The organism is Cohnella hashimotonis (assembly GCF_030014955.1).
Lineage (GTDB): Bacteria > Bacillota > Bacilli > Paenibacillales > Paenibacillaceae > Cohnella > Cohnella hashimotonis.
Genome location: NZ_JAGRPV010000001.1, coordinates 7,213,521 through 7,237,401 on the forward strand (window position 1 = coordinate 7,213,521; position 23,881 = coordinate 7,237,401).

General features: G+C 60.1%; 22 protein-coding genes. 11 read left to right on the forward strand and 11 right to left on the reverse strand.

What is annotated here, in order from left to right:
• Positions 1–33 precede the first annotated feature (33 nt).
• The 7 genes from KB449_RS28790 to KB449_RS28820 all read right to left on the reverse strand — a co-directional run bounded on the left by KB449_RS28790 (position 34) and on the right by KB449_RS28820 (position 11,627).
• Entirely contained in the window at positions 34–3,372 is a 3,339-nt protein-coding gene (locus KB449_RS28790) for a chondroitinase-B domain-containing protein (RefSeq protein ID WP_282911641.1), read from the reverse strand.
• 758 nt (positions 3,373–4,130) lie between these two features.
• Complete coding sequence (locus KB449_RS28795; RefSeq protein ID WP_282911642.1) at positions 4,131–5,999, reverse strand: sensor histidine kinase; 1,869 nt, start codon at positions 5,997–5,999, stop codon at positions 4,131–4,133.
• Positions 5,996–7,012 carry a response regulator transcription factor gene (locus KB449_RS28800; RefSeq protein WP_282911643.1) on the reverse strand — a complete coding sequence of 339 codons (1,017 nt, stop codon included), beginning with the start codon at positions 7,010–7,012 and terminating at the stop codon, positions 5,996–5,998. Before KB449_RS28800 ends, KB449_RS28795 begins: the two co-directional genes overlap by 4 nt.
• A gap of 93 nt (positions 7,013–7,105) precedes the next feature.
• Positions 7,106–8,725, reverse strand: a complete 1,620-nt coding sequence (locus tag KB449_RS28805) for a type 2 periplasmic-binding domain-containing protein (RefSeq protein ID WP_282911644.1) — start codon at positions 8,723–8,725, stop codon at positions 7,106–7,108.
• A gap of 114 nt (positions 8,726–8,839) precedes the next feature.
• On the reverse strand, positions 8,840–9,742 hold the full coding sequence (locus KB449_RS28810; protein WP_282911645.1) for a carbohydrate ABC transporter permease: 903 nt from the start codon (positions 9,740–9,742) through the stop codon (positions 8,840–8,842).
• 18 nt (positions 9,743–9,760) lie between these two features.
• Positions 9,761–10,723 carry an ABC transporter permease gene (locus tag KB449_RS28815; protein ID WP_282911646.1) on the reverse strand — a complete coding sequence of 321 codons (963 nt, stop codon included), beginning with the start codon at positions 10,721–10,723 and terminating at the stop codon, positions 9,761–9,763.
• A gap of 271 nt (positions 10,724–10,994) precedes the next feature.
• Positions 10,995–11,627 carry an FMN-dependent NADH-azoreductase gene (locus tag KB449_RS28820; RefSeq protein ID WP_282911647.1) on the reverse strand — a complete coding sequence of 211 codons (633 nt, stop codon included), beginning with the start codon at positions 11,625–11,627 and terminating at the stop codon, positions 10,995–10,997.
• Positions 11,628–11,764: 137 nt separating this feature from the next.
• On the opposite strand from KB449_RS28820, the gene KB449_RS28825 reads away from it, so the two are divergent.
• Positions 11,765–12,124, forward strand: coding sequence for a winged helix-turn-helix transcriptional regulator (locus KB449_RS28825; protein WP_090116380.1), 360 nt, complete (start codon positions 11,765–11,767; stop codon positions 12,122–12,124).
• 278 nt (positions 12,125–12,402) lie between these two features.
• Here KB449_RS28825 and KB449_RS28830 read toward each other — a convergent pair whose 3' ends face one another.
• Complete coding sequence (locus KB449_RS28830) at positions 12,403–13,080, reverse strand: hypothetical protein (RefSeq protein WP_282911648.1); 678 nt, start codon at positions 13,078–13,080, stop codon at positions 12,403–12,405.
• A 96-nt stretch (positions 13,081–13,176) separates the two neighbouring features.
• Positions 13,177–13,872, reverse strand: a complete 696-nt coding sequence (locus KB449_RS28835; RefSeq protein ID WP_282911649.1) for an ArsR/SmtB family transcription factor — start codon at positions 13,870–13,872, stop codon at positions 13,177–13,179.
• 84 nt (positions 13,873–13,956) lie between these two features.
• Here KB449_RS28835 and KB449_RS28840 point away from each other — a divergent pair, with 84 nt between their 5' ends.
• Entirely contained in the window at positions 13,957–14,430 is a 474-nt protein-coding gene (locus tag KB449_RS28840; protein WP_282911650.1) for a DinB family protein, read from the forward strand.
• Between the two features lie 19 nt (positions 14,431–14,449).
• On the opposite strand, the gene KB449_RS28845 is transcribed toward KB449_RS28840, so the two are convergent.
• Complete coding sequence (locus KB449_RS28845; protein WP_282911651.1) at positions 14,450–14,956, reverse strand: GNAT family N-acetyltransferase; 507 nt, start codon at positions 14,954–14,956, stop codon at positions 14,450–14,452.
• A gap of 172 nt (positions 14,957–15,128) precedes the next feature.
• Here KB449_RS28845 and KB449_RS28850 point away from each other — a divergent pair, with 172 nt between their 5' ends.
• Positions 15,129–15,893 carry an SDR family oxidoreductase gene (locus KB449_RS28850; protein ID WP_282911652.1) on the forward strand — a complete coding sequence of 255 codons (765 nt, stop codon included), beginning with the start codon at positions 15,129–15,131 and terminating at the stop codon, positions 15,891–15,893.
• Positions 15,868–16,410, forward strand: coding sequence for a hypothetical protein (locus KB449_RS28855; protein WP_282911653.1), 543 nt, complete (start codon positions 15,868–15,870; stop codon positions 16,408–16,410). The genes KB449_RS28850 and KB449_RS28855 overlap by 26 nt, the downstream gene beginning before the upstream one ends.
• Before the next feature lie 152 nt (positions 16,411–16,562).
• Here the strand turns inward: KB449_RS28855 and KB449_RS28860 are convergent, their stop codons facing one another.
• Positions 16,563–17,144: a GNAT family N-acetyltransferase gene (locus KB449_RS28860; RefSeq protein ID WP_282911654.1), complete on the reverse strand. Its 582-nt coding sequence runs from the start codon at positions 17,142–17,144 to the stop codon at positions 16,563–16,565.
• A gap of 91 nt (positions 17,145–17,235) precedes the next feature.
• Between KB449_RS28860 and KB449_RS28865 the strand changes: the two genes are divergently transcribed.
• The 7 genes from KB449_RS28865 to KB449_RS28895 all read left to right on the forward strand — a co-directional run bounded on the left by KB449_RS28865 (position 17,236) and on the right by KB449_RS28895 (position 23,863).
• A complete protein-coding gene (locus KB449_RS28865) occupies positions 17,236–17,967 on the forward strand; it encodes a suppressor of fused domain protein (RefSeq protein ID WP_282911655.1) in 732 nt (243 codons plus the stop codon).
• Positions 17,968–18,068: 101 nt separating this feature from the next.
• Positions 18,069–18,719, forward strand: a complete 651-nt coding sequence (locus KB449_RS28870) for a GntR family transcriptional regulator (RefSeq protein WP_282911656.1) — start codon at positions 18,069–18,071, stop codon at positions 18,717–18,719.
• 196 nt (positions 18,720–18,915) lie between these two features.
• Positions 18,916–19,737: a metallophosphoesterase family protein gene (locus KB449_RS28875; RefSeq protein ID WP_282911657.1), complete on the forward strand. Its 822-nt coding sequence runs from the start codon at positions 18,916–18,918 to the stop codon at positions 19,735–19,737.
• A 102-nt stretch (positions 19,738–19,839) separates the two neighbouring features.
• Positions 19,840–20,628, forward strand: coding sequence for a tyrosine-protein phosphatase (locus KB449_RS28880; RefSeq protein ID WP_282911658.1), 789 nt, complete (start codon positions 19,840–19,842; stop codon positions 20,626–20,628).
• A 58-nt stretch (positions 20,629–20,686) separates the two neighbouring features.
• Positions 20,687–22,036 carry an ABC transporter substrate-binding protein gene (locus KB449_RS28885; RefSeq protein WP_282911659.1) on the forward strand — a complete coding sequence of 450 codons (1,350 nt, stop codon included), beginning with the start codon at positions 20,687–20,689 and terminating at the stop codon, positions 22,034–22,036.
• Between the two features lie 19 nt (positions 22,037–22,055).
• Complete coding sequence (locus KB449_RS28890; RefSeq protein WP_282911660.1) at positions 22,056–23,027, forward strand: carbohydrate ABC transporter permease; 972 nt, start codon at positions 22,056–22,058, stop codon at positions 23,025–23,027.
• 17 nt (positions 23,028–23,044) lie between these two features.
• Entirely contained in the window at positions 23,045–23,863 is an 819-nt protein-coding gene (locus KB449_RS28895) for a carbohydrate ABC transporter permease (RefSeq protein ID WP_282911661.1), read from the forward strand.
• The last annotated feature ends 18 nt before the right edge of the window (positions 23,864–23,881 follow it).

The following is a 23,881-nucleotide window of genomic DNA, read 5'->3' on the forward strand; positions in this document are numbered from 1 at the left end:
TGCCTCATGCGTTCATCCCAAGCAAGATGCGCCTTATTCGTCTATGACCGTGTAGATGAGCGTCGGTGCCTGCGCGGCGGTGCCCGCCTCGATTGTCCGAAGCGATATCGAGACGGCTGGAACGCCCGTCACGATCCGGAAGCTAAGCGTGCCGTCGGTCTGCCGTTCGTAAAACCGGGTGACGTCGAAGGTGACATACGCCCCACCGGTCAGCGGAGATGCGGCGCCGAGATCCGTGTCCGTCGAGGCGGCCGCCGGCTGGTTGTCGGCCGTGATCAGCGCCGGTACCCAGCTGTCGTCCTCGATGCCGTACAGCCGCAGGTCCGCGCCGGCTTGCGCCGAGGCGACGTAGAGCCGCAGCCGAACCGTGTCCACGATGCCTGCCGGCGGGGACGCAGTCGCCTTGACGTAGCCGGCTCGCCTGTCCGCGCCCTCGGTCTTGATCTTCATCTCCGTCGCCGTGCTGAAGTTCGTGGCGGCATTCGTCGACGTGACATTGTCGACGTACGTGTCGGCGGACGCGGTCTGCGTGGTATCCGCCGAAGCAACGACGGTCGTCTGCACCGCCGAAGAAGCGAGGCCGCCGTAGGTCGCGGTCAGCGAGGCCGCGCCCAGCGCCTTCGCCTCCGCGATTCCCGTCGCCGACACGACGATCTTGGACGGACTGCCGCTTGCGAACGTCGCGGATGCGGTCACGTCCTCGGTCGAGTTGTCCGCGTAGCGGGCCGTCGCCGTCAGCTGCTTGGTTGCGCCGCCCAGCGCGATGCGATCGCGGATGCCGGACAGCTGCACGGAGACGAGCGCGGGCGTCGCGACCGTCAGCGTGTTGGTCGAGGCCGTGCGCCCGGCCTGGTCGACCGCCCGCACTTGGTAGGCGTAGGACGTACCCGGCTGCAGTCCGCGGTCCCGGTACGTGCCGACGTCGGCGAAAACGGTGTCGATCTGCGTGCCGTTCCGGTAGATGCGGTACGCCGCGACGCCCGAGTCGTCCGCGGCCGACGGCCACTGGATGCGCGCTTCCCGCGGGGCGACGCTCGCCAGCGTCAGCGGCGACGACGCGCTCCATGACGGCGGCGTTGCGTCTGCCGGCGTGCCGGCCGTGTACTCGTCGGCGCCGACGTCGCGGATGCCGACCTTCGCCTGACCTTCCATATCGGAGGCTGCGTAAGCATAGGCGCCTGCGCTGCCGTAATCGCCGATCGCCGCGTTGATCGCAGGGCTGTTCGCCGCGAGCTTTTTGTAGCCGATCGTCCGCAGCGACGCGTATTCGGAAGACGTCCACAGCCAGGCGTAATCGCTCTGGCTCAGCGCGACCGAGGCGCCTACCATCATCGGGAAAGCGATCTTGACCTGCGACTCCGTCAGCGGCGCGGAGAGTCCGGTCGCAAGCGTCGCGCCCTGCTGCGGATACATCTGATTGCCGCTCCAGGTCAAGCCGACCGGCGGCGTCATCACTTTGATCAGCGAGCCCTGAGAGCCGACGACCAGGTTGTTCGCGAACGTCAGATTTTCCGGCGCGATGCCGTACCGTTCGAATCCGAGCTCGATGTTGGCAACGTTGTTCACCAGCGTGTTGTTGACGACCGTCAGATTTTTAGCGATATAGTGCTGGGCCGGCGCTTCGGGATGCGCGAGCAGGTCGTCCGCGTCGCCCGTCGTTACCGTGATGGCGGCATCCCAGACCGAGCCGGTCAGGCCTTCGAAGTAGTTGTTGTAGATTTTGTGGTTTTCCCCGTAAACGCGCACGCCTCCGGTACCGAGCGGCAAGCCGGTCGGATCGGGATTGGGCGCGGTTCGTCCGTTCCCGAGGAACAGATTGCCGTAGACGCTCGAGCCGATGCCCGCCCGCAGCGTGAGCGAGCCGAGGCATTCGATGAAGTAGTTGTAGCGGATCGTGTTGGCGCCGCTCTTGACCGACACGAATTCCGGATCGCTGTCGACCTGGTCGAACACGTTGTATTGAATGGTCGCGTAGGCGTTCAGGGCGACCAGATTGGAGACGCCGAGACGAATGCCCTCGGAGTTGTTGGGCTGGCGGGACAGCGTATGGCGGAAAATGTTGTACTCCACGACGTCATGCTGGGAGATCTCGTAAGGGCCGGTCCCTGAGGCCACGCCGTCGAAGACGATGAATTTACCCGTATCGCGCTTGTTTTCCATGAGGTTATGGTCGATGCGGTTGTCATGGCTGCCCGAGCCGTCGAGCAGTACCCAGACGGACGAAGTCGCGGGCGTGACCGACGATGGAGAATAGAAGCGGTTGTCCGTGACGCGCATATGATGGGAGCCGGTGAGGCGCACCCAATTGCCGGCGCTCGCCATCGACAGCGTCGAATCCTCGAGCGTGACGTACGAGCAGTCCGTGAAGCGAAGGCCGGATGTATTGAAAACGGCCAAGCCTTTGTTTTTGGCGCGGATCGTAATCGGCGCTTCGGCCGTGCCGTGCACGCCGGTGATCGTCAGGCCGGCATAATTCCCGTCCTTGAGCAGCACGGTCGTGCCCGGCGTCGCGGCCTGCAGCGCCGCGCCGAGCTCAGTCGCGTTGGCGACCTCGACCGTCGTGCCCGGCACGACGGGTCCGCCGTCGACGGAAGCCTCGATGTCATCGAAGGCGGTCGCACCCGCCCGGCTGAGCAAGCCGACGTCGCCGGCGCCGATCGGCGCCGTGTCGGTGCCCGACAGCACGAGCTGGTCGTCATAGTACCCTTCGAGCGTCAGGCTGCCGTCCGGGTTTTCCGCGATCTCGAGCCGAAGCTTGAGATAGCCGTTGCCGTCGAAGTGCGCGGACAACGTCGTATTCGGTACGGATACGCCGCTCGCATTGGCTGTCCCGGCCGTCTGGGGCACGGCGGCTCTGGCGTTTGCCGTCACCCGCTCCAGATAGAACTGGTAGCTGGACGAGTTCTTTTTCATCGTGAACTGGTAATAGTCCGCCACGCCGCCGCTCGTCGCGAAGCGGGCGACCAGGCCGGCGTACGTGCTGTTCGCGCCCGTCACCTTCAGCTTGCCGGACAGCGTCGCGCTCTCGTCTGCCAAGCCGGGCTCCTGCGCCGTCCAGAACGGATTCGTCAGCACGTAAACGCTGCTCGTCCCCGTGTCTGTCTGCTGCAGAAAATGCGCGGACGCCGACTGCTCGCCTACCGTCCACGCGCCGGACCCCACCGCGTTTTTCCACGGCTGCGCCGCGCTTGTCCCGCCGCCGACCGGCGAAGTGTATCCGCCCGCCGCGCTGCCGTAGCTCTCGAAGCTCTCCAGCTGCGTGCCTGCCGCCCGCGCGCCGCCCGGTCCCGCCGATGCCGCCGCCCCCGTCGCCAACAAGAGCGCGAGCGCCACTCTCGTCCCGCCGCTCCTCCACCGCCGCCAACCCATCATCGAATCACCAGCTTTCCCTCGTGATGGTTCCGATTATAGGCCGGGGCGACCGGCAAGTAGATGATCGTTTTTAAGCGCGGTTGACGTTTTTTACAGAAGATGTTCGGGGGCATTATTGCTACGATTACTAAAATTACTTTGATTGCTTAATTGCATAGATGGCTTAGATTGTTTCGAGGCAAGCATAGGAGGCTGATTGGTGGTTTGGGTTAAGGGCATCTTGCTTAAAAACTGCAATCGTGCAGGCTTTGAGATGCAAATGTAGCGTTTTCGAGAGAATGCCTGCAAATATGCATCCTTTGCGCTGTCGATCGGTACTATGGCCTGGAAATCTGGAAAAAGCCTGCTGATTGGCATCCTTTTCAAATAAGAGGTTTCATCCTGAGAAAAAGCCTGCATTTCTGCAGGAATTATGGCACGGCGCGATGCGGCATAACACGGAATGGCGCGGCGTGACATGGCACGGTATGGCGAGGCGCGATGCGGTATGGCGAGGCACGATGCGGTATGGCGAGGCGCGATGCGGTATGGCGAGGCACGATGCGGTATGGCGAGGCGCGATGCGGTATGGCGAGGCACGATGCGGTATGGCGAGGCGCGATGCGGTATGGCGAGGCGAGGCGCGATACAGCATGGCGCGGCACGACGCTGCAATATGCGGCACAACCGGCTTGGCCGCTGCGAAATGTCCGGGGCATCGCACGCTGCTTCCGATAGGTTAGCTCCGCCCCCTCGCCTCGCCACCGCTGCCCACATACTCACATCGCCTCCCGCTCTCCCGCCCCCTCCGTTGGCCCCGATTGCCCCGCAGCGCTCGAAGTTCCCGCGTCCGGCAGCCGGATATACACCTTTGTCCCTTCCCCCAGCACGCTCTCGATCCGCAGCCCGTAGGACACGCCGAACACGAGCTGGATGCGCCGGTGCACGTTCATCATGCCGATGCCGCGCTGCTGCCGCCCGCTGCCGCTCTGCTTGACCGCCTCAGCCAGTTGGTTCGCCTCCAGCTGCGCTTGCAGCAGCGCCAGACGCGCCGGCGCAATGCCGACCCCGTTGTCCTCGAGCAGGACGACGAGGCTGTCGTCCTCGAGCCAGGCGTCGAGCCTGATGTAATGATACTCCTCGAACCCGTCGGCGAAGGCGTGCTGGAACACGTTCTCGATCAACGGCTGAAGCGTCAGCCGCGCGATCTTTTTCAGGAAAAACGCCGGCGGGATGCGCACGTCCAGCTCGAACTCGCGCCCGATGCGGTGCTTCATGATCGTCATGTAGTTGAGCACGTGCTTGAGCTCGTTGACGATGGCCGTCTCTTCGACGTACGTCTGGATCGAATAACGGAACATGAGCGCCATCGCGTCGACGATCTCGGTAATCTCGGACGACTGCTGGATGACGGCGTAGCTCATGATATTTTCCAGCGTGTTGTATAAAAAGTGCGGGTTGATCTGCAGCTGCAGCGACTGGAGCTCCGCCCGCTGCCGTTCCAGCTCGGCATCCTTCTTGCTCAGCTCGGTGCGATACAGCTTCTCCATCAGCTCCGACAGGCTCGTCACCATCAGGTTGTAACGATCGATCAGCTCGTCCAGCTCGTTGTTCGCCTGCACCTTCGGGATCTTGACCCAGTTGCCCCGCTCCGTCTGGCGCATGCCGTTCTTGATGATCTGGATCGGCTTGGTGAGCGTGCGCCCGAACCGAAAAGCGACGGCCAGGGCAAGCAGCAGCGTGATCGCGCCGACCAGGATGGACGAGTAGCGAATGCTCGCGATCGGCCGCCGGATCTCGGCGGTCGGGATCGACACCATGAGATTCCAGCCGGTGTAGGCGGATTTCAGGCTGACGAACATGCGCTTCTCGCCCAGCGACGAGTCGACGAAGGAATGCAGCTGGTTCTGCTCCATCTTGGCGCGCAGCCCCTCGTCCAGCGGCTGGCCGATCTGCGACTTGTCCGGGTTGTAGACGAAACGCCCCTGGGAATCGACGATGGCAAAGAAGCCCCGCTGGCCGAGATTGATGCCCTTCCACAGCGTGGAAAACTCGTCCGCCCGGATCTCGATCGCGAGGATTCCCTTGAACCGGTCGTAGACGCCGCCGTACACTTTGCGCGCCAGCGTGATGAGCTGGTTGTCGCTGTCGCTGAACACGCTGTTGTTGATAATCGTCAGCCGGCCGTTGTCGTCGGTCTCCGCCTCCAGCTCCTCGAGCGTCACCCGGGGCAGCGGATCGGTAATAAGCCGAAGCTCGGGGTTCGGATAATAGGCGTAGTTCCCGTTGTAGTCGATCAGGAAGACCGTCATGATCTCCGGCGACTTGAGGAACAGCGGCTCGATGACCTGCTCCTTGATCCGGTGCGTCACCTCGTAGCGCTCGTAGTCGTCCGCCGGCGGCGCGTCCAGGAACGAGCGGATGTCCCCGTTGGTCACGAGCGACAGATGCGCGCGTTCGTACGAATTCAAATAGAGATCGGTGTGGTGTACGACGTTGGACACGATCTCGATCAGGTGCTGCTCGTTCTGCTTGCGAAGCTCGACGGACGAATTGCGATAGGAGAAAAAAGCGACGGACGCCACGGACGCGATCACGAGGCAGGCCATGCTGACGAAGATGCTGCGGGCGAGCGACGGCTTCCTCATTTGATGCCCAGCTTGCTGCGGTATTCCTGCGGCGACAGGCCGGTCACCTTTTTAAACGTCCGCGAAAAATGCGGGTAATTCTCGTAGCCGACCTCGAAGGCGATATCGTTGGTCCGGTGATGCGGCACCTCGAGCAGCCGTTTGGCGAGCTGGATGCGTTTGGCGATCCGGTACTGGACGAAGCTCGTCTTGTGCACCTTTTTGAACAGCAGGCTTAGATAAGGGGGCGTGATGCCGAGAAAATCGGCGACGTCCTCCAGCGACACTTCTCGGGTGATGTGCTCGTCGATATACGTCTTGGCCTTCTGCATCAGATCCTGGCCACCGCGGCGAAGCGCCAGCTCGTCGATCCACCGGAGCACCTGGACATATAACCCGATATAACGCTCGTCGGTGCCTGCCGCGTCCGGCATCGGCTCGGCCGCTGCAGGCGGCTCGAAGCCACGCTGCGCGAGACGCTTGCGGATCATGGACAGGCTGTCGTCCATCAGATTCGCCCACTCCGCTTCGGTGGCGGACGCGGCCCTACAGTAGGAGCGGCACGCCTCGAGCTGCGCCTCCGCCTGCGGCGTGTCGAGCGCCCAGACGGCCTCGACGATGCGCTCGATATGCTCCTCGAAGCGGGCGATCGAGAACGTCGAATCGCTCTTTGGCAGCAGCACGGCGAGCAAACTATGGATCTTGGCTGGTGTAAACGGTTTCAAAATATATTCTTTAACGCCATAAGAAATGCACGCCTGCGCGTATTCGAAATCGCCGTAGCCCGAGATGATCACCTTGCGGATGCGCGGATAACGCTCGTGCACCTGCCTGCACAGCTCCAGGCCGTCCATCTTCCGCATCCGGATATCGGTTAGCAGCAGGTCGGGCGGCGATTCTTCGATCATCCGCAGCGCCTGCGCGCCGTCCGCCGCGGTGCGGATCGAGCCGACCGGCTGCGGGTACTGCCGAAGCACGGTGACCAGCGCCTTCACCGTCAGCGGTTCGTCGTCCACGATGAGAATATGCTTCATCAAGCGTCCCTCCCGGATGAACGAAAAAACATTTATTCCCTAAAGAATAAATGTTTTTCCGACTCTTGTCAGCCTAAACGCCCGCCGGCACGATCATTCGCCCAGCTTGACGCCGTCCTTGCTGTTGTACCGCTCCGTCGCTTCCTTGATGATCTCGTTGCCGCCCTTCGACCGCCATTCTTCGAGCACCTTCGGCCAGTCGGAGATCGGCTCCTTGCCGTAGATCATCTTGAGCATATGGTTCAGGATGATCGGCGGCATGTCGGAGAACTTCAGCCCTGCGTCGCTGTACTTGCCGCTCGCTGCAAGCTCCGGCAGGAAGGAGATGCCCTCGCGCCCTTCCTTGGTGACGACCGAGTCGAACAGCTCGACGACCTGCCGGCCCGGTTCCGTCGTGGCGAGCAGTGTGCGGTTGAGCGCCGTGTCCTCGACCATCCGCAGGATGCTGGAGCGGAATTGCTCCTCGTACGTCTCCTCCGCCGTCACCGGCTGCTTGTAATCGACGTTGCCGTCCTTCAGCGTGTACGTGTCGCCCTCGATGCCGAAGTTGAAGAACCGGTCGCCCTCGTCGGTCATCATGAAGTTGAGCAGCTTGAGGATGGCCGCGGCTTTTTCCTCGCCGACGTCGCTGTTGATGTAAGTCAGGTTGCCCGTGAAGCTGTACTTCATCATGCCGCCCTTGCCGTCGTCGCCGACGGGAGAAGGAATCATCGTGACGACCGCGTTCGGGTTAGCCGCTTTGGTCGTGTTGACCCACGTCGTCATCAGGTTGGCGTTGTGATTCCAGATGCCCGACTTGCCGGCGTTGATCTCGTTGGTCCAGCGGTTGCCGTCGACGCTTGCGAAGTCCTTGGCGATCAAGCCCTCGTCATACATCGTCTTGTACGCCTGCAGCGCCTTTTCCATCGCCTCGACCTTGAAGAACTTCGGCACGACCTCGTCGCCGATCTTCTCGAACATCGTGCTGTAGGGCATGACGTCGTAGGCGCCGAAAATGAAGTCGGAGTAAGCGAACTTTTCGCGGAAGGCGAAGGGATGCTCGACGCCGTTTTTCTTCATCGCGCGCATCACGTCGAGGTATTCGTCGACCGTCTTCGGCACCGGAAGCCCCGTCGCATCAAGCAGATCCTTGCGGATGAAAGTCGCGCGACGCGATTGAATCGACAGGTATTCCGGGATCGCGTAGATCTTGCCGTCGTAACGGACCTCGTTCCAGGCCTCCTCCGGAATCGCTTTCAACAAATCCGGCGCGTATTGCTTCAGCAGATCGTCAAGCGGGAGGAACACGCCGCCCTTGACCGCGCCCAGCATATCCGTGCTGACCGGGTACATGCCCTGGATCGTGTGCAGCACGTCCGGCACGTTGCCGCCCGCGAACATGAGCGCGATCTTCGGCTTGATGTCGGCGTGGGGGATCAGCTTGATGTCGAGGTCGGTGTTGGTCAGCTCGCCCAGCTTTTTCACCCATTTGTCCTTGTTGATGTCGTCGCTGGCCAGCGCGTACTTGTTGAGCGCGTCGCTCATGCCGATCGAGATCTTGACCGCCTTCTGCGGCGCCGTTGCCGTCGCGGTCGCCTTCGCGGTCCCGGAAGCCCCGCTTGCCGGCGCGGCCGCTTCCGTCTTCTCTTTGTCCGAACAGCCCGCCAGCGTCACCGCCGCCAGCGCCGCGAGTATCCCCGTATTTCTCCAGCCTTTCCGAGCGCCTCCCGCCATACGTTCATCCCCTTCGCTATTTGTGTTTGCGATTATGATCTTATCGCGGCCCGTTCGCCGCAGACATTGTGTTTTTTAAGCCGTGTTGACTTTTATTATACGGGATGCGGACGGTCACGACTTGATCGAGCCCAGCATCATCCCCTTGATGAAGTACTTCTGCAGAAACGGATACACCATCATGATCGGCACGGTCGCGATGACGATGACGGCCATCTTGAGCCCCTCGGGCGACAGATTGGCGATGTCCGCCGCAGTCGTGGCCAGGTCGGACGAGTCGGTGATGATGAACTCCCTAAGCTTGACCTGAAGCGGGAACAACGAGCGTTCGCTGAGAAAATACAGCGCGTTGGCGTAGTTGTTCCAGAGCGCGACCGAGTAGATAATGCCCATCGTCGCCATCGCCGGCTTGGCCAGCGGCAGGATGATCTTCCACAGCGTCTGCAGCTCGCCGGCGCCGTCGATGCGGGCGGACTCGATGAGCTCGCCGGGGATCGCCAGGAAGAACGACCGCATGACGAACAGGTTAAACGCGCTGATCGCGCCTGGCAGCATGAGCGCCCACAGCGTATCGAGCATGTGAAGCTGCTTGATGAGCAGATAGTTGGGGATGAGCGGCGCGTGAAAAATCATCGTGACGAGCACCAGCGTCAGCACCCCCTTGCGCTCCCGGTACTCCGCCCGCGACAGCGGGTAGGCGAGCGAAGCCGTCATGGCGAGCGCGATGAGCGTGCCGGCGACGGTGATGATCGCGCTCACCCCGAAGGACCGCCAGATGCTCGTCTGCCCGAGGATCGCCTCGTAATTGCTCGTCGTGAACTCGACCGGCCACAGGTATACGCGCTGATCGCCGATGGCGGCGGCGCTGCTGAACGACTGCGCGAGGATGTTGAAGATCGGCAGCAGCATGATCAGGCAAATGACGGCCAGGATGGTTGGAATGACGTAGGATGTACCCTTTTTTCGTCGGATCGTGGATGAGATTGAGGTTGGCGTCGAAGTTGAAGCTGCGTTCATATCGGTGGCCCCCATTCGTTAGTACAGGCCTTCGCCGGTCGTTTTTTTGCTGAGCGCGTTGGCGCCCATGATGAGCGCAAGCCCGATGAGCGACTTGAACAGGCCGATCGCCGTCGTGTAGCTGTATTGGCCCTGGATGAGGCCGACGTCGTAGATGTACGTGTCGAGGATGTCGCCGCGTCCGCCATTGAGCGGATTGAGGAAGACGTACACGCGCTCGAAGCCGAGGTCGAGAAACTGCCCGATCTGCAGCAGGAACAGCACTGTGATCGTCGGCAGCAGGGCCGGGATCGTGATCGACCGGGTTTGCCGCCAGCGGTTCGCACCGTCGAGCTGCGCGGCCTCGTAGAGGTCGGGATTGATGCCCGCCATCGCCGCCAGATAGATGATCGTGCTCCATCCCGCGTCGCGCCAGACGCCGGAGCCGACGATAATCGACCGCACGTACGATTCCTCGCCCATGAAGTAGATCGAGTCGATGCCGAAATGATTGAGCAGCTGGTTCATGAGGCCGTTGGTCGGCGACAGGATACCGATGACGATGCCCGCCACGACGACCCACGACAGGAAGTGGGGCAGGTAGACCGCGGTCTGCACGAACCGCTTGAACAGCCGGCCGCGGAGCTCGTTCATGAGCAGCGCCAGGACGATGGGGATCGGGAACGCAAACAGCAGCGTGTAGCCGCCGATCGCGATCGTGTTCATCAAGATGCGGCCGAAGTCGGGGTACTCGAACATGCGCTTGAAGTGGGCGAATCCGACCCATTCGCTTTTCCACATGCCCGCGAATACGTTGTAATCCTTGAACGCCATGATCGAGCCGAAGAGCGGCACGTACTTGAAAACGAGAAAGAAGAAAATGCCCGGCAGCGATATGAGGTACAGCACCATGTATTTGCGGTAATGCGCGTACCGGCTGCCCGTCCGGGCGAGCGGTCGCGGCTTGGTCCGCGGCTTGACCGCGCTCGTGCTCGCGTGCACTGTCCATTCCCCCCGTCGCGGTTGATGACTGAAGTGTACCGCAGGATGCCGGGAAGCTGGGATACCGGGAATTAAGCGCGCTTATCTTTTTTTAAGATCGGGGAGGGGGTTAAGCGTATCGCCGGCTACAGCAAACAGCAGGATCGGTCCTCGGCCAGAACGACGTAGAAAATAACCCGGGAGCAGAAGTCCCCAGGTTATTTCATGCGATACAACGAACTCCAATTTACGAAATATTGCCATGATATGTCTCGAGAACGACGCCCCTTAGTTAGAAACCTTTGGCAACTTCCTTCGCATGTGCAATTGCTTTTTCTTTAATAGCTGGAGCTCGCTCTTTTGATGCTGTTCCCTCAGCTAAAATAGCCTCCATAGATTGAATCCCATAGAACTGCAAAATCTTTTTCAGATAGCTGTATCCCATTTCAATATCAGCAAGAGGACCTTCCGAATAAACGCCGCCGCTAGCTTGAATGTGTAAGGCTTTCTTGCCGTGCAGCAGACCTACAGGACCGTTTTGGGTATATTTGAAAGTTTTACCCGGAATTGAAGTCGCGTCCGTGTATGCTTTCATAAGCGGCGGGATCGAGAAATTCCACATGGGGGAAACGTACACGTACTTATCGGCAGCCACGAATTGATCAACAATCGCCTCAAGACGGGCTACTTTTGATTTTTCAGCATCGGACAATTGACCGAAAGTTGAACCCGACTGAAGCTTTCCCCAACCACGTAAAACATCAGCATCAAATTGTGGAATATTCTCTTTGTACAGATCCAAATGAACAACTTCATCATTTGGATTTGCCTTACGGTACGCTTCCATAAATTCTTTGCCTACCGCGAGGCTAAAAGATTCCTGTGGATCAAGGGGATGCGCGGTGATGTACAGTACAGTTGCCATGGATAATCAAGACTTCCCTTCTGTAATTAATTTAATTACACTTTCAAGGTTGATCGTATAACATATACTTACTAATGGTAAGTAGGCACAATATTGTGGTATAGTATTAAAAAAGGTACTGTAAAGGAGGCCGACGAATGCAAAAGAACCCTTTCCAATGTCAATTCGTTGCGGCGCTGGATTCGATCGTCGGCAAATGGAAGCCGATTATCCTTTATCATTTGCTTCAAGGTAAACCTTTGCGGTTCAATGAGCTAAGAAGATTACTGCCCGATATCACGCAAAGGATGCTTACGCTCCATCTGCGCGATTTGGAGGAGGAAGAGCTCGTTAAGCGAGTCATTTATCCGCAAATCCCGCCGAAAGTGGAATACTCCATCACGGAATACGGCATGAGCCTGTCTCCGGTGTTGGAAACCTTACATCAATGGGGATTGGCCCATGTTGAGCGAAAGCAGCTCAAAAAGGCGAAAAATGAACAAACAGAAACGGACTAGCGTTCAATATTACGCTAGTCCGTTTCATTCTGCACCGAGTCATAGCAATATAACGATGCGCAAGAGGCTCTAGTTAAAGTCTGTTTGAGGCGTTGTCCGGAGAATTGACGCAAGAGGCTCTATCTGGAGCTTCTTTGGAGGTTGTCGGGCGGATCCGAGCAAAAAGGCTCTATCTAGCGCTTCTATGGGATAATGGCGGGCAGATCGGCTCAAGTGACGCTGACTAGAGCTACATTAGAAACGTCGGCGTTGTCAGACGCTGGTGCCCGGGGCCGCGCTTAGCGACCGCCGAGCACGCTTGCCAGCGCCTCTACGGCGCTAGCAAGCGGACGAAGCGGATGGCCGATCGTCACGCCGCGCGCGGCTTCCGCCTTCTCCGCTGCATCGACCATCGACAGCTGCGCGACGGAGACCGACCTTGCCGGCTCGGCGTCCAGAAGCCGGTCCAGTTCCGCCTGGACGACGTCCTGATACGCTCCCTTTTCCCCCCGCATGATGAGGTCGAACGCCTCGGGCAGTACGACGGTCTCGATCTGCGGCCGACCGCGATTCCCGCGCTCCGCATATTCGTACAGCCGGCTCATCGTCCCTTCCACAGTCGCGGGGTTCGTGAACAACAGCGCTTGCGGTCCTTCGCGCCCGCAGATCTCCTCGAAGAACGGCTCGTCGATCTTGAGAATCGGCAGCTTGACTGCCAGCTTGGATTCGTCGAGCAAGGCGATATAGTTCGTGCATGTGATCAAAATCGCGTCGGCGCCGGCCTTCGCCATCCATTCCAGTTGACGAACGACATGCGCTCGCGCATGCTCCTCCGTAAACGATTCATCCGCGCCAATGCGCGCGATCAACCCCGGATCGACGTAGTGGGCCCACGACAAACCAACGGGTACGCGAAGCCCGTTGATGTAAGCGATATTCGATTCGTGCGCGTGAAGGCAGACGATTTTCATCTTCAAATGAGCTTCCTCCTGAGCTTCCTCCGATTCGGATCAGGCGTTGGCACGGGAAAGAAAACCAGCTTAGCGGGCTGCACCTTCATGGCACCGCCGGCATTAAGGCTGCCAATCCATGCCGTACATATCCCGAAGGCTGTCTCGACCTCGCTCGGTGACGCGCAAGGCCCTTGTCCCCTCCACGCGTTCGACCCAGCCGTTCGCAAGCGCCGCCGATGCGACCCGGGCACCCAGATAACCCCCGACATGATGATATCTCTCGCTCCAATCCAGGCAGCGCTTGGCGAACACGCGCCTCCCCGGGGAGGATGTCCGGAGGTCGACCCCCCAGCTCAAGAAGTGCTCGGCGCCTTCGTCCGTCACGTCGAATTCCCGGTCGGAGAGGATCGACAGATAGGACCGCTCCAGCCACGCATTCGTCAACGCGACGCCCAAACGGCCTGCCAGATGATCGTAGCAGGTGCGGGCGTGGCGTACTTTGATTAGCTCCTCGGACTGCCTAAGCGATCTGACGGGGCGGGCAGGGGACAGTGCCTCCAGCATCTCCACAAACTGAGCCACCTCAGCGTTCGCTAGGCGATAATAGCGATGCCGACCTTGTGATTCGACCATTAGCAGCTTCCCATTGACCAGTTTTGACAGATGCGCGCTGGCCGTCTGAGGCGATACGCCCGCGATATAGGCCAGTTCTCCGGCAGGCAGCGCCTGCCCTCCCATCAAAGCGTCCAGCATTTTGGCGCGGCTCGGATCGCCGATCAGCGAAGCCACGGATACGATATTCTGATATGCATTCATACTTCGATCCTAACCGAAATGTCGTTGTTCTACAATATAAGCCGAACGCCGGCTATCGCCGATCCCATTATCGGAGGAATATACATGGACGCCAAATCACTCATCTTGCTTGATCTGAAAGAAACCCGCAGAAGATTTATCAAAGCCGCATCCTGCATCCCGGATCGGTTTATTCACTGGCAGCCCGATGCCGCAGCCTTGTCCGTCGGACAGATGGTCAGGCACGTGCTGGAGCACGACTATTACTGGTATATGATCTTGACCGAACAGAGGCTGCCGACCGAGGAGGAAATGGCACCGATGCAGGATCGGCCTTACACAAGCATGCAGGACGAGGTCGAGCGAAGCGAAGTTCACCACGCGCGCTTTCTGTCCTACGTGGAATCGCTGGACGTCCGCACATTCGAGACGGTCTTGATCCGCTGGCCCCATCGTCCGATCGAACGCTGCCTCGGAGACGCGCTTGAACGCAAATCCTATCACGACGCCGTCCATACCGGTCAGCTGCTGCAGTACATGCGCATGCTCCAGATCAGCCGGCCGGATATTTGGGACTGACTCTTTTCGCCGGAATCCTTCAAAGCTCCAGCCGCCAGTCGTTGCACCGCATCCAGCTGCCCGGCGGATATTCGAATTCGCATTCGCCTAGCAGCGTGAAGCCGAGCTTGCGGCAGACGGCGTTCGAGGCAGGGTTGCCGGCACCCGGAAACGCATGAATCGTGCGGCGGGCGCCCTCCTTGCGGACATGCTCGACGGTCTTAGCGACTGCGGCCGTCGCGAGACCTCTCCCCTGATAGGCAGGCAGGATGCCCCAGCCCATCTCATAGATCTGGGCGCCGGCCCATGTCCGATCCCAGTAGCCGACGGTTCCGACCGGCTCGCGCCCGGGAAGCAGGACGACGGCGAACATGCGGCCCGTTCCTTTCCCAGCGATTCGCATATAACGCTCGTGACGCTCCGCGACCTGCGCCTCGGTCTCCGGTCCGCCCAGATTCTCGGTCATCTCCGGCGCGTTCATTTGATGCAGCAGCTCGAGATGGTCCGCGGACCACGTTACGATCTCCACTAGCGTTCGTTCGCTCATTCTTGTCTCCTCCTCCGCGGTGGTTGTCCTGTTAACCTATTCTATCAGCCTTAACCGGCATCGGCCATTCAATCGAAGGCTACGTACGGTCATCCGAATAGAAGCGCAACATCGCAAAGGCGGCCTCGTGCTATAAATGGTCTTGTAAAAAAGTGAAGGGAGTTGCTCGGAGATGGCGAGACTGAACGGAAAGGTTGCATTGGTAACGGGGGCGAGCAGAGGAATCGGCCGGGGCATCGCGCTGCGCCTTGCCGCGGATGGAGCGACCGTCGCGGTGCATTACGGGAGCAACCGGGATCTCGCGGAGGAGGTCGTGCGCGAGATCCGGTCCGACGGCGGCTCGGCCTTCGCAATCGGGGCCGATCTCGTCTGTGCCGGAGGCATCGAAGCCTTGTTCGAGGCGCTGGACGGCCGATTGGACGGGCCGGCATCCGGCACTCGGATCGATATTCTGGTCAATAACGCAGGCATCGGCCAGCAGATCGGCATCGAAGAGACGACGGCGGCATCGCTTGACGAAGTGCTGGCGATCAACGTCAAGGCGCCGATCCTCGTCATTCGGGAAGCGCTGAAGCGCATGAACGACGGCGGCAGCATCATTAATCTGTCATCGGCCGTGACGCGGATCCCGCTGCCGAATCTGCTCGGCTACAGCGTGTCCAAGGGCGCGATCAACACGCTCACGCTGAATTTGGCGCAGGAGCTGGGAAGCCGCGGCATCCGGGTCAACGCCATCCAGCCCGGCATCATCGACACCGACATGAACGCCGGTACGCTGCAAGATCCGGGAGGCAGGGCATTTGCCGCCGGGCTCTCCGTCTTTGGCCGATGGGGCCAGCCCGCGGACGTCGCCGACATCGCCGCGTTCCTCGCTTCTTCGGACAGTCGCTGGGTGACAGGCCAATTGATCGATGCCAGCGGGGGATCGAGGCTTTGACGGAAAGGGTAAGCCCGGGCTGCCTTATCTGACACAATTGCCAGAAAGGTGCCAAGGCGATTACGCGCTTTCGTACGAAAGCAATTTATGCGATGCGGCGCCCGTCACCGGCAAAGTGCTGTCGTACGAAAGCACATCAGGCGATGCGGCGCTCAGCAACCGCCAAGTGCTGTCCTACGAAAGCACATCATGCGATGCCGCGCTCAGCAACCGCCAAGTGCTTTCGTACGAAAGCACACCAGGCGATGCGGCGCTCAGCAACCGCCAAGTGCTGTCGTACGAAAGCACACCAGGCGATGCCGCGCTCAGCAACCGCCAAGTGCTGTCGTACGAAAGCACTTCAGGCGATGCGGCGCCCGTCATAGGCAAAGTGCTGTCGTACGAAAGCACTTCAGGCGATGCGGCGCCGTCACCAGCCAAGTGCTTTCGTACGAAAGCACACCAGGCGATGCGGCGCTCAGCAACCGCCAAGTGCTGTCGTACGAAAGCACTTCAGGCGATGCGGCGCCCGTCATAGGCAAAGTGCTGTCGTACGAAAGCACATCAGGCGATGCGGCGCTCAGCAACCGCCAAGTGCTTTCGTACGAAAGCACACCAGGCGATGCGGCGCTCAGCAACCGCCAAGTGCTGTCGTACGAAAGCACATCAGGCGGCAACGCAGCCCACTTGTTACTCCCTCTCCCGTTTCAGCAGCGCATCCAGGATCGGCATCGCCAGATCATAGTCGTTCCGGTAGGATCCGAAGGTCTCGTCGCGTACGATCTCGAATCCGAACCGGCTGTAGAGTCGCACGGCTTTATAGCTCCAGGTTTGCGTATGCAGGTATATATCCCGGTCACCCTCCAACCGAATCATCTCCTGCAGGCAAACTGCTACCAGCGCCTTCCCCAGACCTTTCCCCTGATATCCGACCTTGACCGCGAACCAGTGTATGGACGGATCCCGCCTTCCCGCCGTGAAGTCCCACCAGCACGTGATGGTACCGACTGCCTCGCCCCGCTCGTTTTCCACGAACAATAATCGCTCCCCAAGCTCGTCGGGCAGTGGCAAATAGGTTTGCCGAAAGTATCGAACCGCCTCTCCCGCGCAGTCGAACTCGCCTACGGACGCTTCGATCTCGGCCCAGCTCTCCTCTTTCCCGGGAATAAACTTGGCGATCGCATACCCCGCAGGCAGCGGGCATTCCGGAATCGGTCCGCCCGGCGGCCTTTTCATAATGACGTTAAAGTAGGGAACGGATCGGTCGAGCATCGTTCATGCCACCCTCTTTTTGTCTATTATGCAAGCGATACAAAAATCCGATATATTTAGATGATTTATCCATTATATATCGGAGGTTCCTATGCGCAAAGAAGAGAGATCCGCCGGGGGCAGCATCATCTATCGGCACGAAGCCCCGGAAAGCCCGCCTACATACGCCGAAGAAGACGGCGCCTACCTTGAACGCGTCACCCGGCATGTAGAAACGCATATCGGCGAGGTGCGCAACGTTTTCCACGAGATCGTCTCCACGCATGTTCATCTCGACATCCTTGTCGTCGATCCGACGCCGAAGCGTAATTTCTACACGCTCGTCACCTGCGGCATGGGCATGCGCCCGATGAACGTGCCCGAGGGAGCCGAAGCCTGGCGCCATGCCGAACTCATGCTGTGCCTGCCCGCCGATTGGCCTTTGTCCGAAACGGCCTTCAGGGACGAAGACCATTACTGGCCTGTCCGCATGTTGAAGACCATCGCCCGCATTCCGCATGAATATAACACCTGGCTCTATCTGGCGCACACGATCCCGAACGGCGACCCCGCCGAGCCTTATGCCGACAACACCAAGCTTGCCGGCGCGATCTTGTCGATTCCGTCGACGGCTCCGGCCACCAAGGACTTCTTTACGTTGACTGCGGCTCCCGGCCAGGACGTTCATTTTTTCAGCCTGCTGCCGATTTACAAGGAAGAGATGGACTTCAAGCTGAAACAAGGTCCGGAGGCGTTATTCGAAAAGCTGGAAGCAGCCGGCGTCAACGAACTGCTGCGCGCAGACCGCAAAAACGTGTGCAAGAAACGATTCGGCCTATTCTGAACGCAATCGCGTTAACAAAGAGCTGCATTGCCCGCCGTGGATCGACAAGATATACTAAATGGATATCATGATCGGTAACGATTCAAAGGAGATTGCGCTCAATGTCCGACCTGCCTCTCGCGGAAGTCGCCTACCAGGAACTCCGGCAGCGGCTGCTCAGCGGTAAGTACCTGCCCGGCCAACTGCTCTCGGAGAGCGAGCTCGCGAGCGGGCTCGGCATGAGCAGGACCCCCGTCAGAGCCGCCGTCATGCAGCTGGAAAAGGAAGGATTCCTGGAAACGCTGGTCAAGCGCGGGATCCTCGTCAAAGGAATCGACGTCAAAGAACTGTACGATATGTTCGATCTGCTCAACGCGCTTTATCTGTTCGTGCTGGAACGCATGGAGCAGGATCAGTACGAGCCCGACTTCGAGCGCCTGCGTTATTACCTGGACCAGCTGATTGAAGCCAGCGAGCGCAAGATGCACCGCGAATATTACGAGTCCGGACTCATGTTCATGAGCACGCTCCTCTCCACGATCGGCAACCGGAGCATCATGGAGACGTTCGACCGCTACAAGGACAAGGTTCTGTATGTCGTCGTTGCCTACCGGTCGACCGAGGGCTCGAATCGTCCATACACAGGCAAAAAGCTGTACGCCGAAATTTACCGTCACTTAACGGAAGGCAACTACGTAGAGGCCAAAGCCGCCATCCAGGCGTCCAAACGCAACTCGCGCGAAGAGCTGCTCCGAAACGGCTACAAGGTATAAAAACGTATAGCTTCGCCGTTTTTCGGCACCGCCGCATCGCCGAACCCGTCCCGAAACCTCTCGTTTCGGGGCTTTTTTGCGTGTCCGTCACTTTTTACACAACTCCGAACGCTCGTTTATACCCGCCTTACATACAAGATCGATAATTCTTGTATACAAGATAAACTTTTCAAAAAACCAAGGAGGCTAATTGAAAATGAACAGCATGAAATTCGTCCACCTGACCGACACGCACATGAACGCGCCGAGCTCCGAGGGCCCCTTCGCCAAGTTCCAGCTTGCCGAGAAGGTCAAGCAGACGTTCCGCCACCTCCGCGACGCAAACGTCGCACCCGACTTCGTGCTCATCACGGGCGACCTGTCGCACGAAGGCGACGCAGCCGACTATGCCTATATCCGCACCGTGCTCGACGAATGCGCGGCGTTGATCGGCGCCCCCGTGCACGTCGTGCTCGGCAACCACGATCACCGCTCCGCGTTCCGCCAAGGCTACCTCGGCGAAGCGCCGTCCGAAGAAGCCTACTACTACTCGCTCGACTTTGACGGACTGCGCCTCATCGGCCTGAACTCGCAAGTGCCTGGCCGTCACGACGGCGAGCTTGACGCCGCGCAGCTCGCTTGGCTCAAGGACGAGCTCGCCACCCCCGCGCCGCTCGGCACGATCGTCGGCATCCACCATCCGATGATGAGCGTCCGCGGCATGCCCGGCGACCACCTGCTGGCGAACCGCGCGCAGCTCGGCGACGTGATCGAAGGCACCGACGTCATCGGCGTCATGGCCGGACACGTTCACTCCAACAACGTCGGCACCTACCGCGGCATCGTCAACGTCGCGGCCGCAGGCACGGCGTTCACCGGCGAACTGGCGGATGCCGAGAACTACAAGATGGTCGACTTCTGCGGCTTCAACATCGTCGACGTGACCGAGGAAGGCATCTCGATCCAGACGACCGTGCTGCCGACTTCCGGCGAAGAGTACTTCCGCTTCCCGATCTCCATGCTCGTCGCCCAGCACTGAATTTACTTCCGGCGCCAGTCTGCCGGCGCAAGCGCGATCGCACCGAACGGCGGACGCCGGCAGCCGGCTCTACCGACATCGATAACCGAGGAGAGACGCATCATGACGACGATTCAAATGCCGGACTGCCTGCTGCCGCTGGAAGGCGCCTTTAACTTCCGCGACATGGGCGGACTTCGCACCGAAGACGGCCGAACGGTCAAAAAGGGACTGCTGTTCCGCGCCGCCGAGCTGACCGGCCTGACGGAAGCCGACCACGAGGCGCTGCGCGCCATCGGCCTTCGGCACGTTTTCGACTACCGCAACCGCGCCGAAGCCGAAGAGAAGCCGGACCCGGTCATCGGCGAAGCGCGCTATATCCGCGTGCCGGCCAACGAAGCGGCCGAGGACGCGCCGCATGTGACGATGGAGCAGCTGTTCAAGAGCGGCATGCACAAGGCGTTCTCGGACAACATGCTGGACAGGCTGTACGCCAGCCTGCCGATTAACAACGCCTCCTACAAACAGCTCATGTCGCTGCTGCGCACGCCGGAAACGAGCCTGCCGCTCGTCCATCACTGCGCGGGCGGACGGGATCGCACGGGCGTCGGCGCCCTGCTCATCCTGCTCACGCTGGGCGTGCCGTACGAGACGATCATGGAGGACTACCTGCTGTCGAACGTGACGCTCGAGAAATTCCATGCGCAAATGTTCGACATGGCCGCCCAATATCTCGACGAAGCGTCGCTCGAGACGATGCGCCGCACGATGGCTTTGCAGGAGCGGTATCTCGACGCTTCGATGAACGCCATTTTGTCCGCGCACGGTACGTTCGAACAGTATTTGCTCGCCGAATTCGGCATCGACGCCCAAGATCGGGCGCGTATACAAGCCTATTGCCTGGAAGCCTAGAAGCCTAGTCGCTTAGACGAACCGGCATCCATTATTGAAAAGGGGGACTCATGATTTTATGAAACCGTTCATGAAAGGCACCGCCCTGGTACTCGCCATCGCATCCGCAGCCAGCCTGTCCGCTTGCGGCTCCGCCGCGGAAGGCGAAGCCGACGCGGCTGCCGCTACCGCGGCGCCAAGCCAGACGGAGCTTGCGAAGCTCGATCCCGCGAATCCGACCAAGGTTACGTTCTACTCCTACAGCCTGGCTTACCCGACGATGAAGCCCGGCATGGAGCAGCTTATCAAAGAGTTCAACGACACGGTCGGCAAGGAAAAAGGCGTCGTCGTCGAAGGCGTCGCGGACACGACGATGCAGCAGTACAAGGCGGACATCTCCGCGGGCAAGGAAGTCGACGTCGTGCAGCATCCGTTCGGCACGCTCGACGCCTCCCGCCTGAGCCTTGGCTTCAAAGCCTACGAGGATGTCTTCCCGAAGGCGGAGCTCGACGCGCATCTGCAGGGCATCTCGCCCAACGCGCTTGAGCTCGGCAAGATCGACGGCAAGATGTACGGCCTCGCCTTCACGTTCAGCACGCCGATCGTCTTCATCAACGGCAAGCTGTTCGAACAGGCCGGACTCGATCCGGCGAAGCCGCCGAAGACGTGGGCCGAGATCAAGGAAGCTTCCCTCAAGATCAAAGCAGCCACGGGCAAGGACGGCTTCGGTCTCACGCCGACCAACGGCTGGATCACCGAAGGCCTCATCCTGAGCAACGGCGGCAGCGTACTCGCGAAGGACCGCAAGTCGGCGGAATTCGCGAGCCCCGAGAGCGTCGAGGCGATCGAGACGTGGAAGGATCTGTACCTGAACGGCGCATCCGCGCCAGGCACGGAGACGGAGCTGGCGGAGCAATTCATGGCCGGCAACCTCGGCATGTACGCCTCTTCGACCTCGCTCTACAGCGGCATCAAGAAGGCGTCCGAAGCCGGCGGCTGGAAGGTATTCGGCGCAGGTCTGCCGCAATTCGGCGACAAGCCGGCCGTCCCGGTCAACTCGGGCAGCGTGCTCGCGATCCGCTCGGACACCCCGGAGAAGAGCGCTGCGATCTGGGAATTCATCCGCTTCGTGACCGGCGACCGCGGCTATACGATCATCACCTCGCAGATCGGCTACCTCCCGCTGCGCACTGCGCTCGCCGACGATCCGAACGGCCTGAAGGACTTTGTCGAGCAGAACCCGCTCTACCGGATCAACCTCGAGCAGCTGTCCCATATCCAGCCGGTCGCCATCTGGCCGGGCGAATACGCCACCGAAGCGGCCACCGCATTCACGGACGCCATCGTCAAGTCCGTCATGACGAAGGACGGCGACGTCAAGGCGACGCTGCAGAAGGCGCAGGACGACATCAACCAGATGATCCAGTAACGAAAGGAAAGGAGCCGTCATGAGCCAAGCGATCGAAAACGCCTACGCGCCCCCCCTTGCGGGGAAGCCGCCCGTAGCCTTGGACCGGCCTCGGACCCGGTCCAAGGCGCTTCGCATGCTGAAGCCCTGGCTGTACCTGCTGCCTGCGCTGGTCCTGCTCGGCATTTTTATGTACAGGCCGCTGCTGTACACGTTTTATCTGGCTTTTCACAAATGGAGCATGGTCCCCGGCACCGAGCCGCTGTACGTCGGCTTCGACAACTTCTCGCGGCTGCTGGCGAACAAAAGCTTCGCCGACTCGATCGGCAACACCGTGTTCTACACGGCGCTGCTGCTGCCGTTCTCCATCGTCATCCCGCTCGCGCTGGCCGCGGTCACCCATCATATGGAAGGCCGCATGAAAAACGTGTACCGCGCGCTCTTCTTCATCCCGATGATCCTGGCGCCGGTGTCCGTGAGCGCGATCTGGCGCTGGCTGTTCCACCCGTCCGGCGGCCTCGTGAACACCGCGCTGATGAAGCTCGGCCTGATCGAGACGCCGATCGCCTACTTCTCGGATCCGTCCTTCGCCAAGTGGATCATCCTGCTCATCACGGGGTGGAAGATGATCGGCTTCAGCACGATCATGTTCTCCGCCGCGCTGACCGGGATCAACAGCGAGTACTACGAAGCCGCCTCGCAGGACGGCGCCGGCAGCATGCGCCAGTTCTGGAACATCACCGTACCGCTCATGTCGCCGATGATTATTTTCATGCTGACGATGAGCATCCTGTTCTCCAGCCAATGGACGTTCGCGTACATCGACATCCTGACGACCGGCGGTCCTTACGGCACGTCGACCAACGTTTACTACGAGATGTACAAGTTCGCCTTCTCCAACCTCAACGCGGGCTTCAGCTCGGCGGCGTCGCTCCTGTTCTTCGTCGTCTTCGGCGTCATCTCGCTCGCGCTTAATTCGCTGTCGCGCCGATTTTCCTTTTACGATAACTAAGCCGGGAGGAGCCGACCATGAAAAGAAAACCGCCGGCGGTCTCAATCCTGCAGCACGGCCTGCTGTCGCTGATGTGCGTGATCGCGCTGTTCCCGCTGTACTGGATGCTGAATTCGTCGTTCAAAAACGAATCGGACATCTTCAAGTCCGACTTCCTGCCGCCCAACCCGATCTTGAGCAACTACAGCTACGCGTTCGAGCAAATGCCGATCTTCCGCATGATGTTCAACTCGTTCGGCGTCTCGATCCTGATGACCGCGCTGCAGCTGTTCACCGGCCTGCTCGCGGCGTACGCGCTCGTGCGCTGGCGCTTCCGCGGACAGACGCTCATCTTCACGCTGCTGAGCCTGACGTGGCTCATCCCTTTCCAATCGATCATGATCCCCAACTACGTGCTCGTCAACGACATGGGCATGAACGAGACGCTCATGGGCATCGTGCTGCCGTTCGCCGTGTCCACCTTCGCCATCCTGTCGCTGTACCAGAGCTTCCAGTCGTTTCCCAAGGTGCTCATCGAGGCGGCATGCATCGACGGACAGAGCGACTTCGGCATCCTGACTCGGCTCATCCTGCCGAACATCAAGTCCTCGGTCGCCTCGCTCGGCATCATCCTGTTCATCAACGGCTGGAACGAGTACCTGTGGCCGATGCTCATCACCAAGAAGATGGAGAACGCGCCGCTGCAGATCGGACTCAAGCTGTTCGTCAACTCCGACTCCAACATGTGGGGCTCGCTGATGGCGGCCACGACCGTTTCCTGCCTGCCGATCCTCCTCATCTACCTGCTGCTGCGCCGCCAGATCGTGGACTCGTTCGTGCGGTTCGGGATCAAGTAACAGGTACGCGGAAAAAGA

Bases quoted from the DNA above. Each gene is read 5' to 3' on its own strand.
- KB449_RS28845 (WP_282911651.1), bottom strand. From the start codon at position 14,956: ATGAGCGAACGAACGCTAGTGGAGATCGTAACGTGGTCCGCGGACCAT.
- KB449_RS28800 (WP_282911643.1), bottom strand. From the start codon at position 7,012: ATGAAGCATATTCTCATCGTGGACGACGAACCGCTGACGGTGAAGGCG.
- KB449_RS28835 (WP_282911649.1), bottom strand. From the start codon at position 13,872: ATGAATGCATATCAGAATATCGTATCCGTGGCTTCGCTGATCGGCGAT.
- KB449_RS28875 (WP_282911657.1), top strand. From the start codon at position 18,916: ATGAACAGCATGAAATTCGTCCACCTGACCGACACGCACATGAACGCG.
- KB449_RS28825 (WP_090116380.1), top strand. From the start codon at position 11,765: ATGCAAAAGAACCCTTTCCAATGTCAATTCGTTGCGGCGCTGGATTCG.
- KB449_RS28890 (WP_282911660.1), top strand. From the start codon at position 22,056: ATGAGCCAAGCGATCGAAAACGCCTACGCGCCCCCCCTTGCGGGGAAG.
- KB449_RS28840 (WP_282911650.1), top strand. From the start codon at position 13,957: ATGGACGCCAAATCACTCATCTTGCTTGATCTGAAAGAAACCCGCAGA.
- KB449_RS28810 (WP_282911645.1), bottom strand. From the start codon at position 9,742: ATGAACGCAGCTTCAACTTCGACGCCAACCTCAATCTCATCCACGATC.
- KB449_RS28855 (WP_282911653.1), top strand. From the start codon at position 15,868: ATGCCAGCGGGGGATCGAGGCTTTGACGGAAAGGGTAAGCCCGGGCTG.
- KB449_RS28885 (WP_282911659.1), top strand. From the start codon at position 20,687: ATGAAACCGTTCATGAAAGGCACCGCCCTGGTACTCGCCATCGCATCC.
- KB449_RS28860 (WP_282911654.1), bottom strand. From the start codon at position 17,144: ATGCTCGACCGATCCGTTCCCTACTTTAACGTCATTATGAAAAGGCCG.
- KB449_RS28895 (WP_282911661.1), top strand. From the start codon at position 23,045: ATGAAAAGAAAACCGCCGGCGGTCTCAATCCTGCAGCACGGCCTGCTG.
- KB449_RS28880 (WP_282911658.1), top strand. From the start codon at position 19,840: ATGACGACGATTCAAATGCCGGACTGCCTGCTGCCGCTGGAAGGCGCC.
- KB449_RS28795 (WP_282911642.1), bottom strand. From the start codon at position 5,999: ATGAGGAAGCCGTCGCTCGCCCGCAGCATCTTCGTCAGCATGGCCTGC.
- KB449_RS28790 (WP_282911641.1), bottom strand. From the start codon at position 3,372: ATGATGGGTTGGCGGCGGTGGAGGAGCGGCGGGACGAGAGTGGCGCTC.
- KB449_RS28805 (WP_282911644.1), bottom strand. From the start codon at position 8,725: ATGGCGGGAGGCGCTCGGAAAGGCTGGAGAAATACGGGGATACTCGCG.
- KB449_RS28865 (WP_282911655.1), top strand. From the start codon at position 17,236: ATGCGCAAAGAAGAGAGATCCGCCGGGGGCAGCATCATCTATCGGCAC.
- KB449_RS28850 (WP_282911652.1), top strand. From the start codon at position 15,129: ATGGCGAGACTGAACGGAAAGGTTGCATTGGTAACGGGGGCGAGCAGA.
- KB449_RS28870 (WP_282911656.1), top strand. From the start codon at position 18,069: ATGTCCGACCTGCCTCTCGCGGAAGTCGCCTACCAGGAACTCCGGCAG.
- KB449_RS28820 (WP_282911647.1), bottom strand. From the start codon at position 11,627: ATGGCAACTGTACTGTACATCACCGCGCATCCCCTTGATCCACAGGAA.